Source organism: Ruegeria marisflavi (genome assembly GCF_025673445.1).
GTDB lineage: Bacteria > Pseudomonadota > Alphaproteobacteria > Rhodobacterales > Rhodobacteraceae > Ruegeria_B > Ruegeria_B marisflavi.
In genome coordinates, this window is the sequence record NZ_JAOVQN010000001.1 from 106,437 (window position 1) to 120,853 (window position 14,417).

13 protein-coding genes are annotated in these 14,417 nt (G+C 62.9%); 8 read left to right on the top strand and 5 right to left on the bottom strand.

Going from position 1 to position 14,417, the window contains the following annotated elements:
- Positions 1-9 precede the first annotated feature (9 nt).
- The 3 genes from OEZ49_RS00570 to rarD all read left to right on the top strand — a co-directional run bounded on the left by OEZ49_RS00570 (position 10) and on the right by rarD (position 4,701).
- Positions 10-993 carry a GlxA family transcriptional regulator gene (locus tag OEZ49_RS00570; RefSeq protein ID WP_263386502.1) on the top strand — a complete coding sequence of 328 codons (984 nt, stop codon included), beginning with the start codon at positions 10-12 and terminating at the stop codon, positions 991-993.
- Between the two features lie 87 nt (positions 994-1,080).
- Positions 1,081-3,531: a GcvT family protein gene (locus OEZ49_RS00575; protein ID WP_263386503.1), complete on the top strand. Its 2,451-nt coding sequence runs from the start codon at positions 1,081-1,083 to the stop codon at positions 3,529-3,531.
- 279 nt (positions 3,532-3,810) lie between these two features.
- The gene (gene rarD, locus OEZ49_RS00580) at positions 3,811-4,701 is read left to right on the top strand and encodes an EamA family transporter RarD (protein WP_263386504.1); all 891 of its coding nucleotides are present in this window, start codon (positions 3,811-3,813) and stop codon (positions 4,699-4,701) included.
- Here rarD and OEZ49_RS00585 read toward each other — a convergent pair.
- Together OEZ49_RS00585 and OEZ49_RS00590 are read right to left on the bottom strand one after the other, a co-directional pair.
- Positions 4,683-5,330: an SGNH/GDSL hydrolase family protein gene (locus OEZ49_RS00585; protein WP_263386505.1), complete on the bottom strand. Its 648-nt coding sequence runs from the start codon at positions 5,328-5,330 to the stop codon at positions 4,683-4,685. The genes rarD and OEZ49_RS00585 overlap by 19 nt on opposite strands.
- Before the next feature lie 62 nt (positions 5,331-5,392).
- Positions 5,393-5,803, bottom strand: coding sequence for a nuclear transport factor 2 family protein (locus OEZ49_RS00590; protein ID WP_263386506.1), 411 nt, complete (start codon positions 5,801-5,803; stop codon positions 5,393-5,395).
- 103 nt (positions 5,804-5,906) lie between these two features.
- Here OEZ49_RS00590 and OEZ49_RS00595 point away from each other — a divergent pair, with 103 nt between their 5' ends.
- Positions 5,907-6,554: an RluA family pseudouridine synthase gene (locus OEZ49_RS00595; protein ID WP_263386507.1), complete on the top strand. Its 648-nt coding sequence runs from the start codon at positions 5,907-5,909 to the stop codon at positions 6,552-6,554.
- A 95-nt stretch (positions 6,555-6,649) separates the two neighbouring features.
- Here OEZ49_RS00595 and OEZ49_RS00600 read toward each other — a convergent pair whose 3' ends face one another.
- Positions 6,650-7,495 carry an alpha-1,2-fucosyltransferase gene (locus tag OEZ49_RS00600; protein WP_263386508.1) on the bottom strand — a complete coding sequence of 282 codons (846 nt, stop codon included), beginning with the start codon at positions 7,493-7,495 and terminating at the stop codon, positions 6,650-6,652.
- Positions 7,496-7,731: 236 nt separating this feature from the next.
- On the opposite strand from OEZ49_RS00600, the gene OEZ49_RS00605 reads away from it, so the two are divergent.
- From OEZ49_RS00605 to OEZ49_RS00615, 3 genes are all read left to right on the top strand, one after another.
- Entirely contained in the window at positions 7,732-8,166 is a 435-nt protein-coding gene (locus OEZ49_RS00605) for a glyoxalase superfamily protein (RefSeq protein ID WP_263386509.1), read from the top strand.
- Between the two features lie 213 nt (positions 8,167-8,379).
- Entirely contained in the window at positions 8,380-10,524 is a 2,145-nt protein-coding gene (pnp, locus tag OEZ49_RS00610; RefSeq protein ID WP_263386510.1) for a polyribonucleotide nucleotidyltransferase, read from the top strand.
- A 98-nt stretch (positions 10,525-10,622) separates the two neighbouring features.
- Positions 10,623-11,333, top strand: a complete 711-nt coding sequence (locus tag OEZ49_RS00615) for a glycosyltransferase family 25 protein (RefSeq protein ID WP_263386511.1) — start codon at positions 10,623-10,625, stop codon at positions 11,331-11,333.
- Between the two features lie 7 nt (positions 11,334-11,340).
- Here OEZ49_RS00615 and OEZ49_RS00620 read toward each other — a convergent pair whose 3' ends face one another.
- Positions 11,341-11,997 (bottom strand): FkbM family methyltransferase, encoded by a 657-nt coding sequence (locus OEZ49_RS00620; protein WP_263386512.1) that lies wholly within the window; start codon positions 11,995-11,997, stop codon positions 11,341-11,343.
- A 54-nt stretch (positions 11,998-12,051) separates the two neighbouring features.
- Positions 12,052-12,705 carry a peroxiredoxin gene (locus tag OEZ49_RS00625; protein WP_164130513.1) on the bottom strand — a complete coding sequence of 218 codons (654 nt, stop codon included), beginning with the start codon at positions 12,703-12,705 and terminating at the stop codon, positions 12,052-12,054.
- Positions 12,706-12,933: 228 nt separating this feature from the next.
- Here OEZ49_RS00625 and OEZ49_RS00630 point away from each other — a divergent pair, with 228 nt between their 5' ends.
- Complete coding sequence (locus tag OEZ49_RS00630; protein ID WP_263386513.1) at positions 12,934-14,373, top strand: aldehyde dehydrogenase family protein; 1,440 nt, start codon at positions 12,934-12,936, stop codon at positions 14,371-14,373.
- Positions 14,374-14,417: the final 44 nt, after the last annotated feature.

A 14,417-nucleotide genomic window follows, 5' to 3' on the forward strand; every position in this document is an offset into this window, starting at 1 on the left:
GACCCCGCCATGACGGCCAAGCCCAAACTGCGCCGGTTAAACCCCGACAAGAAGCTGCGGCAATTTGATGTGCTTGTGGCGCCCGGCTTCGTCCTGTTCGAACTTGCCGCTCTGATCGAAGTGTTGCGCATTGCCAATCGGGTTTGTCCCACCCCCCCCTTCGCGTTCACTTACCGCTCGCTGCACGGCGGCTTGATCGAAAGCAGCAGTGGCGCCGCTGTGGCGACCGAGCGCGTGTCGGCACAGCCGCAGGCCGATTACCTCTTTGTCATCGGCAATTCCGACCCCGATCAGCCCGACCTGTCGCTGGGCCGTGTTGTGCAAGACTATACTTTTCGCGGCGCGCAGGTGTTTCTGCTGGCCGAGGCTGCCAGCCGCTATATCAACGAACGCGGCAGCGCCGATCTGGCCACCCATTGGGAGAACGCGGTCTTTCTGCGCGAACGCGGCGCGCGCTTCGACGCGCGCTTTTCCATCGCCACTCAGCAGGGGCCGGTGATCACCTGCGCCGGAATGGGCGCCACCGTCGACGTGGCGCTCGCGGTCATCGGGCAGCACATCTCGGGATCGGCAAAGATGACCGTGGCAGACATCATGCTGCATGAACACATCCGCGATTTCGGCGCGATGCAGCCGATGTCCGGCCTCAAGACCAGCGCCACCGGCGACGATGCGCTCGACCAGTGCATCAAGATCATGCAGACCAATATCGAAGACCCCCTGCCCATAAACGAGATCGTCGCCGCACTGGGCCTCTCGAACCGCTCGCTGGAGCGCAAGTTCAAGACCTATCTCGGCACCACGCCCAACAACTTCTACCGCGAGATGCGGCTGGCCAAGGCCAATACCTTGCTGCTCAACACCACGCTCAGCGTCCGCGAGATCGGTTTTGCCTGCGGTTTTCCTAACGGTTTCTCGGCAGTCTACAAAAGCTTCTACGGCATCACCCCCTTTGCCCTCAGACGACAGAAACGAACCGCCGCGCAGCGGTGATTTTCGCAAGTCGCGTGACGTTTTTAAAGGATTTCCTGTCGCCCGCCCGTGCCATTCTCGGGCAAATCTCAAGATCCGGAGACAAACATGGCTGATCTTCCCACCCAGGCCCGCGTGGTCATCATCGGCGGCGGCGTCGTCGGCTGCTCGGTCGCCTATCATCTGACCAAGCTCGGCTGGAAAGACGTCGTTCTGCTCGAACGCAAGCAACTGACCTCGGGCACCACCTGGCATGCCGCGGGCCTCATCGGCCAGCTGCGCGCCAGCTCGAACATGACCAAGCTCGCCCGCTATTCGGCCGAGCTCTATATGGGGCTCGAGGCCGAGACCGGCGTTGCCACCGGCATGCGGCAGGTCGGTTCGGTCTCGGTCGCGCTCACGGGCGAACGGCTGGAAGAGCTCTATCGCAACGCCGCCATGGCCCGTGCCTTTGGCGTCCCGGTCGAGGAACTGTCGCCGGCCGAGGTCAAGGAACGCTATCAGCACATCAACCTCGATGGTGTCACCGGCGGTGTCTGGCTGCCGACCGATGGTCAGGCCGACCCGGCCAATATCGCGCTGGCCCTGGCCAAGGGCGCGCGTCAGCGCGGCGCCGTGGTCAAGGAGCGGATCAAGGTCACCGGCATCGCGAAACAGGGCCGCCGGGTCACCGGCGTCGACTGGATCAGCGACGATGGCTCTGAACAGGGCCATATCACCTGTGACATGATCGTGAACTGTGCCGGTATGTGGGGCCATCAGGTGGGCCGCATGGCGGGCATCAATGTGCCTCTGCAAGCTTGCGAACATTTCTACATCGTCTCGGAACCCATCCAGGGCCTGACCCAGATGCCGGTTCTACGCGTCCCCGACGAGTGCGCCTATTACAAGGAAGACGCGGGCAAGATGATGCTGGGTGCATTTGAGCCGAAATCGAAACCCTGGGGCATGGACGGCATCCCCGACACATTCGAATTCGACCAGCTGCCCGAGGATTTCGACCATTTCGAACCGATTCTCGAGGCCGCCGTGAACCGCATGCCGATGCTGGGCAGCGCGGGCATTCACACCTTCTTCAACGGACCTGAAAGCTTTACCCCCGACGACGCCTATCACCTTGGCCTCGCGCCCGAGATGGACAATGTCTGGGTCGCCGCCGGGTTCAACTCGATCGGCATCCAGTCGGCGGGCGGCGCGGGCCATGCGCTCAGCCAGTGGATGGATAGCGGCGAGAAGCCCTTTGACCTCGGCGATGTCGACATCGCCCGCATGCAGCCGTTTCAGGGCAACAAGCGCTATCTGGTCGAACGCTCGACCGAAACGCTGGGCCTGCTCTATGCCGATCACTTCCCCTACAGGCAGAAAGCCACCTCGCGCGGGGTGCGCCGCACCCCGTTCCATGAGCACCTGAAAGCAAATGGCGCAGTGTTCGGCGAATTGGCAGGCTGGGAGCGCGCCAACTGGTACGCGCGCCCGGATCAGGAGCGCGAATACCGCTACAGCTGGCGGCGGCAGAACTTCTTCGACAACGTGGCCGAGGAACACAAGGCGATCCGCACCGGGCTGGGCATGTATGACATGTCCTCCTTTGGCAAGATCCGTGTCGAGGGGCCGGACGCCACCGCCTATCTCAACCACATCGCGGGCGGCCAGTTCGACGTGCCCGTGGGGCGCATCGTCTATACCCAGTTCCTGAACGCGCGCGGCGGGATCGAGGCCGACGTCACTGTTACCCGCCTCAGCGAGACCGCCTATCTGGTGGTCACCCCTGCGGCCACCCGATATGCCGACCAGACCCGGATGATGCGCCTCGTGGGCGATTTCCGCGTGGTGATCACCGACGTGACGGCGGGTGAGGGCGTGCTGGCGGTGATGGGGCCAAAGGCGCGCGAACTGATGGCGCGGGTCAGCCCCAACGACTTCTCCAACGCCACAAACCCCTTTGGCACCGCGCAGGAGATCGAACTGGGCATGGGCCTCGCCCGCGTCCACCGCGTGACTTACGTGGGCGAGCTGGGATGGGAAATCTACGTCTCCTCCGACATGGCGGGCCATGCGTTTGAAACCCTGTTCGAGGCGGGTCAGGATCTGGGCATGAAGCTCTGCGGCATGCATGTGATGGATTGCTGCCGGATCGAAAAGGCGTTCCGCCATTTCGGCCATGACATCACGCCAGAGGATCACGTGCTGGAGGCGGGCCTGGGTTTTGCCGTCAAGACCGACAAACCCGACTTCATCGGCCGCGACGCGGTGCTGCGGAAGAAGGACGAGGGGCTGAAAACCCGCATGGTCCAGTTCCGCCTGACCGACCCCGAACCGCTGCTCTATCATAACGAGCCGCTGCTCAGGGACGGGCAGATCGTTGGCTACCTCAGCTCTGGCGCCTATGGCCACCACCTGGGCGGCGCCATCGGTATGGGCTATGTCCCCTGCGAAGGCGAAAGCGCGGCGGATGTTCTGGCCTCGACCTACGAGATCGACGTGATGGGCACCCGCATCCGCGCCGAGGCCGCGCTCGCCCCGATGTACGACCCCAAGTCCGAACGGGTAAAGGTCTGACCCGTCCTCCCAAGGTTCAGGAACGCGCGGCGTCGCCGCGCGTTCCTCTGGTTTCGAGGTCCCGGGGCGCTTTGCACCCCCCTGTACAAAACGGTCAATCCGGGGTCTGAGCGGCGTACAAAACGGTCAGTTTCCTGTACAAATCCGGCCCGGGGTTGCCGCCGCACACCGCCCAGATCCGCGACCCATCACGGGTCTTGATGACCCCCACTCAGTTTTGTCGCTTTCCTTTTCCCGCCTTCATCTGCACAACACCTGCACAAGTGAAGGAGATCGCGGATGACCCAGACCCAGAACGTGGATACCCCGCGCGGTTTGGCGCTGGCCATCACGGCCTATCTCCTCTGGGGATTTTTACCCTTGTATATGAAGGCGTTATCCCACATCTCTCCGGTCGAGGTGGTGGCCCATCGTATCGTCTGGTCGGTGCCTGTGGCGGGTATCCTGCTGATCGCGCTGGGTCGGACACGCGACCTGCGCGCCGCGCTGCGTAACCCGCGCATGCTGGGCATGGCTTGTGTGACGGCGGCGCTGATCTCGGTCAACTGGGCCATCTATGTCTGGGCAATCACCAGTGGTCATGCGCTAGATGCAGCGTTGGGCTACTATATCAACCCGCTCTTCAGCATCGCCCTCGCAGCCCTTATCTTGGGGGAGAGGCTGACGCGCATACAAGGTCTTGCGATCATGCTGGCCACCGCAGGGGTTGCCGTGCTGGTCTTCGAGGCTGGTAAGCTGCCTTGGGCAGCTCTCAGCCTGACCGTCAGCTGGGGCTTTTACGCGCTGTTCAAGAGGTCTCTGCCCATCGGTCCGAACCAGGGTTTCCTGCTCGAAGTGCTGATCCTGACGCCCTTTGCGCTGGCCTTTCTCTTGTGGCAATCGGCGCAGGGGTTGGGGTCGTTTGGTGTCACGACACAAGATACGGTACTGCTGGCCGGGGCGGGTGTGGTAACGGCGGTGCCGCTGCTGGTCTATGCCAATGGCGCGAAACTGGTGCGCCTGTCGACCATGGGTATACTGCAATACATCGCACCAACGATGATCTTCATCACCGCCATCATCCTTTTCGGAGAAGAGATCGACCGCGGCCGCATGATCGCCTTCCCGATGATCTGGGCCGCGCTGGTGATCTATTCCTTGCCGATGCTGCGTCAGATGCGTCGCGCCTGACCCTCGATCACCCGCGCCAGCCCCTCGGCCCAATGTGCATAGGCCAGCGCGCTGGGATGGTAGCCGTCCCGCGCCGCCATCGCCGGATCCAGAGGGATCTGCGGACGATGATGAACCGCTTGCGGAAAACGGTAGAGCATTGCGGCAAGAGACCGGTCAAGTCTTTGAGATTGCTGACCTAATACCCATGAGAGCGGTTGCGGCAGGGCCGGGAACAGGGCCATGTCCGGCACCGATGTGACCACCACCAGCCGTGCCGCCAGCGGTCCGGTCAACAGCTCCATCAGTGCCGCCTGCCGGGCCGCGAATTGCCGGGCCGAGGTCGCGCGGGTGGTGTCGTTCACCCCCAGCGAAGTCACGACGACATCGAACGGGCCGGGCAGGGCGCCCAATCGCTCCAGCGTATCACGGGTGGTGTGGCCGGTGGTCGCCTCGAGCCGCCAGTCGACGGTAAAGGCTTGCGCCAGCCGCGACACCAGCTGCCCGCTCAGCGCCAAGTCCTGACTGTCAACGCCAACCCCCGCAGCGGCGCTGTCGCCCGCGATCAGCAAACGTAGCGCCGGACCGGACCCGACGCGCCCCGCGCGCGGCCCCGCCGGTTCGTCCAAGAGCTGCGCCTTGCGCCGCACCGCCAGCCCCTGCGCCGCAAGGACTGGCAGCAGGGGAACACGCAGGATCTGGTCTATGCCAATCAGCTAAGTGCCTCGCGAAACTTGAGGAATCGCGCATCGGTCATCACCCGCGCGTTCATCGCATCGCGCAGGGCGCCCACGGTCTTGTAGGGGCGCATGACCACTTCGAACTCCTGGATCAGCCCGGCATCGTTGAGGGTGATCAGATCGACGCCCACCGCGTCCAGATCGCCGACCTTGCATTGGAATTCCAGCGCCCAATCCTTGCCTTTGCCCATTATCCGGCGATAACGAAAGTCGGAAAACACCTGGCCCACATGACCCAGAACCGCTGCCACCGCATCGCGCCCGGTCCAGGTTTTGTAATAGGTCGGTGGCAGGAAACGGACATCCTCGGCGAGCAACGCATGGATCAGGCTTTCGTCGCCCTTGGTCACCACCTCCTGCATTCGTGCGATCGTGGGGTGCATCTGGTTTCTCCTCTCGATGGTTCGGCCGCAGCCTTGCGCTGCCACATCGCCAGCGCAAGCGCGACGTTGCGAGAACCCGCCGTCTGCGCTAGGGCATGCGGCCATGAACGAAGACTATTCGCCCCCCCAAGACCCGCTGGACGTGATCCACGAGGACGCCGAACTGATCGTGGTCAACAAGCCGGCCGGCCTGCTGTCCGTGCCCGGGCGCGGCGAACACCTGGCCGATTGCCTGCTCAGCCGCGTTCAGGCGGCATTTCCCGGCGCGCTGCTGGTGCATCGGCTTGACCGGGATACATCGGGGGTGATGGTCTTTGGCCAGACCCCGCACGCGCAGCGCAACCTTGGCCGCCAGTTCGAAGAGCGCAAGACGAAAAAGACCTATGTCGCAAGACTTTGGGGCAGGCTTGAGCCCAAGACCGGTACCGTCGATTTGCCGCTGATTGTCGATTGGCCCAACCGGCCGCGCCAGATGATCTGTCACGAAACCGGGCGCCCGGCAGTGACCGACTGGCGCGTCTTGCGCTACGAGGGCGACACCACCCGGGTTCGGCTGACACCGAAAACCGGCCGGTCGCACCAGTTGCGGGTGCATTGCCGGGCGCTGGGGCATCCGATCCTGGGCGATCCGTTTTACGCCACGGGCCCTGCGCGCGATTTCCCGCGCCTGATGCTGCATTCCGAGGAACTGCGCCTGAAACACCCCGAAAGCGGCCAGTCGATGAAATTCCGCGCCCCGGCGCCGTTCTGATCCCGCCAAGCCCATTCACTTTGCCGAAAATACTCCGGGGGAGTCGCGCAAAGCGCGGCGGGGGCAGCGCCCCCAAGGCGACATTCGTCACCCGGTCAGACGGTGATTCTCATCCAGTCCGGCGGCAGGATATCGGGGTTGCTCAGCTTTGGGTCGCCGAACCAGCGGGTGGGTCCTGCGACCCGTTTTTCCGGGTTGCTGTTAAGCCAGGCCGCCCACCACGAGAAAGAGGAATTGCCGATGATGTTGTGTCGGCACAGGCTCATCAGGCGCATGTCCTCGAAATCGGCCTCTGGTCCGTTGAAATCGACTACCACCTTTTCCACCGGCAAGGGCAGGTTCGCCTTGGCCCAGTCCGGGTCATCGGAAAACACATAGACCACCGGGTCGCCTGTGATGCCGCGCATCACGGCCTCCAGCGCCGCCTCGTAGTAGCGCTGATCGCAAAGCGCATGCGCGGCAAGGGCCACATAGTCTCCGCGCCGGACATGCAGCGAGATCGTTTCCGATCCGGCGATGCGTTCGGCCATGTCCGCATTGCGGCTGTCACTGAATGGGGGAAAGGTGAAATCCGACCGGATGCGGTGGCTGATATGTTCGAAGTACCGCTCGGACTGCCAGTACCCGTGCAGATAGGTACCATCGCTCCAGGTCTCGATCTGGGGGTTGTAGCCAAGTCCGCGCTCGCGCCGGAACCTCGGGCGCGTGCCAAAGGCGCGCCACAGACCGTAACGCAATGCCCCGTCCCGTTTCAGCGGCGGCAGGTGTTCGGGTTCGGCCAGGTCCAGATCGAACACCCGTGTCAGCACACCTTCGCCGCGCGCCTCTGCCTCGCGGCTGTCGATGCCCACGCGCGTACAGAGGCGCGCCGCCAATCCGGCGGCGGCGGCGTATTGGAACATCTGGTTGCCGAGACGGCCGTGCAGGCGTGCAGTGATCATGAGGTCCCCGGGTTTCTTCGGCCTGTTTAGGGTCAAATGCCGCCCCGTACCAGCCTCGTTGACAGAAGGCCTGCGCGCACCTATGCAAGGCTCAGGTTCGGGTTCCCTGCCGCTCGCGGCCCTTGGGGCTATGGTGAAACCCGGTTTTCTGATGATCCTTGCCCCTTTCCCGGCGCATGGATGGCAATGCGAGCCCCGTCCGATCTGATGCGCCCGTTTGGGAAAACGAGGCAAAGATGAAAAACGATCAAGAGATTGCTCCGATCGAGGAGTTGAAGGCGCAGGCCAAGCGGCTGCGCGGAAAACTGCGCGATACCGGCGCCGAGCTGAGCCATGCGCAGGCGCTGGAACTGGTGGCACATCAGCATGGCGTGCGCGACTGGAATACGCTTGTGGCCCGTGCGGGCAACCGCTTGCACTTGCGGGTCGGCGACCGCGTCAGCGGCGATTACCTGGGCCAGCCTTTCACGGGCGAGATCCGGGGGCTGACGGTGATGGGCGACGGCGCGCACAGGCGGATCACGCTGCATTTCGATCAGCCGGTCGATGTGGTAACCTTCGACAGTTTCTCGGCCTTCCGGCAGCGCGTCAGCAGTGTGATTGGCTGGGACGGAAGGTCAACTCGCTGCACATCGGACGGTCGGCCACAACTGGTGGTTCGCCCGGTCTGACCGGTTCCCGCACCGGCGCGCGCTGGTTCCCGCCAGTGGCGCCGGTTTCTCTTTCAATCCGCAGAAAAACACTGTATGCGCGCACAATCTGAGACGTGGTGCCCCGACCCCGGCACCGTGAAGGAAATGATAACGGGGTCGGCGGCAATGGGGCCGCCATTGAAACGGGAGACCCGGGATACGCCTGGGAGTGCTCCCATCTAGGATACGCATATGTTTGATGTAACGACGAAATCGATGCAGTGGGGCGAGGAAACGCTTACACTGGAAACGGGTAAGATTGCCCGTCAGGCCGACGGTTCGGTGATCGCCACTCTGGGCGAGACCCGCGTGATGGCCAACGTGACCTTTGCCCGCGAGCAGAAGCCGGGCCAGGATTTCTTTCCCCTGACGGTTCACTATCAGGAAAAATACTATGCCGCGGGCAAGGTGCCGGGCGGTTTCTTCAAGCGCGAGGCGCGCCCGACCGAGAAGGAAACGCTGACCGCGCGCCTGATCGACCGGCCGATCCGTCCGCTGTTCGTGCCCGGCTTCAAGAACGAAGTGCTGGTGATGTGCACCGTGCTGAGCCACGACCTGGTTAACGATCCCGATATCGTGGCGATGATCGCCGCTTCGGCCGCGCTGACCATCTCGGGCGTGCCGTTCATGGGTCCGATCGCGGGCTGCCGCGTGGGCTTTGTCGATGGTGAATATGTCCTGAACCCGACTGTCGACGACATGCAGGACCTGCGCCTGAATCCCGAACAGCGTCTGGACTTGGTTGTCGCCGGAACCAAGGACGCCGTGATGATGGTGGAATCCGAGGCCTATGAACTGACCGAGGCCGAGATGCTGGGCGCCGTGACCTTTGCGCATGAGCAGATTCAGCCGGTGGTCGACCTGATCATCGCCTTTGCCGAGCAATGCGCCAAGGAACCGTTTGACTTTACCCCGCCGGACTATTCCGACCTCTACGCCGCCGTCAAAGCCGCTGGTGAAGAGCAGATGCGCGCCGCATTTGCCATCACCGACAAGCAGGAGCGCACCGCAGCCGTTGCCGCCGCGCGCGAGGCCATCAAGGCCGCCCTGTCCGAGGAACAGCTGGCGGACGGCAACCTCGGCTCGGCCCTGAAGAAACTCGAAGCCGGCATCCTGCGCGGCGACGTGGTCAAGGGTGGCAAGCGGATTGACGGCCGTGACACCACCACCGTGCGTCCGATCGTGGCCGAAACCGGCTTGCTGCCGCGGACCCATGGTTCGGCCCTGTTCACCCGGGGCGAGACCCAGGGTCTGGTCGTGACCACGCTGGGCACCGGCGACGATGAACAGTTCATCGACGCGCTGCACGGTAACTTCAAATCGAACTTCCTGCTGCATTACAACTTCCCTCCCTATTCGGTGGGCGAGGTTGGCCGTGTGGGTTCGCCCGGCCGTCGTGAGATCGGCCATGGCAAACTGGCCTGGCGCGCGCTTCAAGCGGTGCTGCCGGCGCCGACCGACTTCCCCTATACCATCCGCGTTGTGTCCGAGATCACCGAGTCGAACGGTTCGTCCTCGATGGCATCGGTCTGCGGCGGTTCGCTGTCGATGATGGATGCGGGCGTGCCGCTGAAATCCGCCGTTGCCGGTGTGGCCATGGGCCTGATCCTGGAAGACGACGGATCTTATGCGGTTCTGACCGACATCCTGGGTGACGAAGACCACCTGGGCGACATGGACTTCAAGGTGGCAGGGACCGAAAACGGCATCACCTCGTTGCAGATGGACATCAAGGTCGCAGGCATCACGCCCGAGATCATGGAGAAAGCCCTGTCGCAGGCCAAGGATGGCCGGATGCACATCCTGAGCGAGATGAACAAGGCGCTGTCTGGCGCCGCTGACTTCTCGGTTCACGCACCGCGCATCGAGACCATGCAGATCCCCACCGACAAGATCCGCGAAGTGATCGGTTCAGGCGGCAAGGTGATCCGCGAGATCGTCGAAGTGTCGGGCGCCAAGGTCGATATCAACGACGATGGCATCATCAAGATCGCCTCGCCCAACGGCGACTCGATCAAGAAGGCCTATGACATGATCTGGTCGATCGTTGCCGAGCCGGAAGAGGGTCAGGTTTATACCGGCAAGGTCGTGAAGATCGTCGATTTCGGCGCCTTCGTGAACTTCTTTGGCAAGCGCGACGGTCTGGTGCACGTGTCCCAGATCGAGAACCGCCGCCTGAACCATCCCTCGGACGTTCTGAAGGAAGGTCAGGAAGTGAAGGTCAAGCTGCTGGGCTTTGACGATCGCGGCAAGGTGCGCCTGTCGATGAAGGTTGTCGATCAGGAAACCGGCGAAGAGATCGTGCCGGAAAAGAAAGAGGCCTCTGAGGCTGAATAAGCCTCTGGTCTTGCAGAGACGGAAAGGCCCGGACATCCTGTCTGGGCCTTTTTCATTCGGGCCGCGTGTTTGGACTGGCGGCGACAAGGAGGTCCGGCATGGATCTGATCGGTTTCGTCATTCATCTGGAACGCGCCAAGGACCGGCGCGCGCAAGCTGAGACCCTGGTGGAGCAACTGCCGTATGCCGCGCTGTTGCCTGCCGTCGATGGCGCGGCACTGGCGCCGGAGGCGCGGGGCCGGGCCTTTCGGCCCGGGATCCTGCAACCCGCTTATCCCTTTGATCTGCGTCCGGGCGAGATAGGTTGTTTCCTCAGCCACCGCGCCGCCTGGGCCCGGCTGGTCGAGAGTGATGCCGAGGCCGCGCTGATTATCGAAGATGACATGGCGCTGGAGACGGGTTTCGCCGATGCGCTGGCGCTGGCGCAGCGCCATGTGGCGCAGATGGGTTATATCCAGTTCCAGACCCGTCCGGTGACCGCGTCCGCGATAGATCAGCAGGGGCAGGCGGTGTTGACGCAACCTGAACTGACACCGCTGCGCACCTCGGGCCAGTTGGTGGCGCGTTGGGCGGCCGAGCGGTTGCTGTGCCTGACCGAACCCTTTGACCGGCCGGTGGACACCTTCCTGCAAATGCACTGGCATACCGGGTTGCGGTTGGGGGTGATCAGCCCCTCGGGTCTGACCGACCGGACCGAGGCCATTGGCGGCAGCACCATCGGTGCAAAGAAGAGCCTGGCCGAGCGGTTGACCCGTGAATGGCATCGCGCGCGGTATCGCGCGGCGGTGCGGCGGCTGACACGCGGCTGAAGGCGCCTCAGCGCAGGCGCCATTCCTCCCAGATGAACGGATAGCACCAAGCGCAATTATGGGTTTCCCCCAGTCGCGCGCAGATCGCGTTGCGGGTCTCGATCAAGGCCGGTTCGAACAGGTGAAACTGAACCTGAAGCCGCGCGATGCGGGGCATCAGCCCGCTGTCCAGCAGGGCGGGCAGCAGATCGTATTCGCCGCCCTCGATATTGACCTTCATCAATTCGACCCGGTCCAGCCCCAGTTCGGCAAAGACCGCGCCGACGGGGCGCACCGGCGCCACAAGCGCGCCGTCCTGTCCGCCAAAGGCTGAGGAGGCATCGCCGTCGTCGCTGAGCGTCAGGGTGCCCTCGGCCCCGCCCATGGCGAAATCATGCACCATGATATTCGGCCGATCCGCGAATTTTGTCCGCAGCGCGCTGGCAAAGCGTGGGTGAGGCTCGAACACATGCACCTGCGCCTTGGGTTGAACGGAAATGACACGGTCGGCCCAGCCACCTTCGAATCCGCCGACGTCCAGCACCACGGCGTCCGGAGGTAGATCGTCATAGGTGTAAAAGCGGGTCTGGAGCGCGTTTTCCACGCGCCACGCCTTGAGCCCGGCATAATGCTCGGCCTTCCAGGGGTTGCGGCGCAGGTCGAGCCAGCGTTTCAAAGAGGCCATGGCGTGCGTCTTTCTTGGTTGGCGGGCGCAGGTCACCCCGCGCCCGCAATGGGCTTAGCCCGGGTTTTTCGCAAACCGCAGATAAGGCAGTTTGATGTCCAGCGCACCGTATTTTTCCTCGGCGGCGGCATTGTCCAGTGCCAGCGCAACGATCACGTCCTGACCGGTTTGCCAGTTGGCGGGGGTGGCCAGCGGTTGCTGATAGGTGCGCTGCAACCCGTCGAGCGCGCGCAGCACCTCGGCAAAGTTGCGCCCGACCGACATCGGATAGGTCATCGACAGTTGCAGCTTCTTGTCGGGGCTGATGATGAAGACCGACCGCACCGTGGCGCTGTCGGCAGGGGTGCGGCCGTCGGGTAAGTAGGCGTCGGCAGGCAGCATGTCAAAGGCCTTGGACACAGCCAGCCCCTCGTCGGCGATGATCGGGAACCCGGCGCTGGTGCCGGCAAAGCTCTCGATATCGCCTTTCCATTTCTTGTGATCCTCGACCCCGTCGACCGAAACGCCGATCACCTTGGTGTTGCGTTTGGCCCATTCATCGGCCAGCTGCGCGACGGCGCCGAATTCGGTGGTGCAGACCGGGGTAAAGTCCTTGGGGTGCGAGAACAGGATGGCCCAGCTATCGCCGATCCAGTCGTGAAAGCTGATCGTGCCCTTGTCCGTCTCGGCGGTAAAGTTGGGAACGATGTCGTTGATGCGCAAGCCCATGGCTGTCTCCTTTGATACAAAAGCGAGTCGTATGACGCCAATCTAGTCAGTGCCATCCCTGGGTTACATACCCGTGACAAGGTGCCGCCGCCTGTATCGGCCATGATTCGTGATTCCATAATTTGATCAAATTATTCAGTCCCCCTCTTGTCGTCGCCTGGGCAGAGTGACAAAGTACCCAAGATTCCCGACCGCCCGGTCGAAACAGCCTGATCAGGAGAGGCAGACATGCTTGAGAAACGCGAGTTCTACATCAACGGCAAATGGGTCGCGCCTGCCGTCGCCAATGATTTCCACGTCATCAACCCATCGACCGAAGAGCCGTGCGCCGTTATCTCGCTGGGCTCCGAGGCTGATACCAACGCTGCTGTCGCAGCTGCCAAGGCTGCCTTTCCTGCCTGGATGGCGACCCCGGTTGCCGAACGTATCGCCCTGGTCGAGAAGCTTGTGGAAGTCTACAGCCGCCGGGGGGAGGACCTGGCACAGGCCATGTCGCTGGAAATGGGGGCGCCCATCGACATGTCGCGCACCCAGCAGGTCGGTGCCGGCATTTGGCACCTCAAGAACTTCCTGACGGCGGCCAAGAACTTTGAATTCGAACGCCCCTTGGGCGATCATGCGCCGAACGACCGGATCATCTATGAGGCGGTGGGCGTTGCGGCGCTGATCACGCCCTGGAACTGGCCGATGAACCAGGTCACGCTAAAGGTGGGCGCGGCCGCGATCGCCGGATGCACGATGATCCTGAAACCGTCCGAGCAAAGCCCGCTCAACGCCATGGTCTTTGCCGAGTTGATGGACGAGGCAGGATTCCCGGCCGGTGTCTTCAACCTCGTGAACGGTGACGGCGTTGGTGTCGGTTCGCAACTTTCCGGCCACCCGGATGTCGACATGGTCAGCTTCACCGGGTCGACCCGCGCCGGTATTGCCATTTCCAAGAACGCCGCCGAGACGCTGAAGAAGGTGCATCTGGAACTGGGTGGCAAGGGCGCGAACGTGATCTTTGCCGATGCCGATGACAAGGCGGTCAAGCGTGGCGTCCTGCACATGATGAACAACACCGGCCAGAGCTGTAACGCGCCCAGCCGGATGCTGGTGCAGCGGCCAATCTACGATCAGGCGGTCGAAACGGCGGCCGAAGTTGCTAAGAGCGTCACCGTTGGCAATGCGCTTGACGAAGGCCGCCATATCGGTCCGGTCGTCAACGAACTTCAGTGGAACAAGATCCAAGGCCTGATCCAGAAGGGTATCGACGAAGGCGCGCGACTGGTCGCGGGTGGGCTTGGCCGTCCCGAAGGGTTCAACAAGGGCTTTTTCGTGCGCCCGACCGTGTTCGCGGATGCCAACAACCAGATGACCATCGCGCGCGAGGAAATCTTTGGCCCGGTCCTGACGATGATTCCGTTCGACACCGAAGAGGAAGCCATCGAAATTGCCAATGACACGCCCTATGGCTTGACCAACTATGTTCAGACGCAGGACGGTGCTCGGGCAAACCGCATGGCCCGTGTCCTGCGCTCGGGTATGGTTGAAATGAACGGCAAATCCCGTTCGGCCGGGTCCCCCTTTGGCGGGATGAAACAGTCCGGCAAGGGTCGCGAGGGCGGTGTTTGGGGGTTGGAAGACTTCCTGGAAGTCAAAGCAGTTGGTGGTTGGGCCGCCGAATAGGCCGCGCTGCAACAGTCGGGAACAAGCGGGCCGGGCATCTGTTA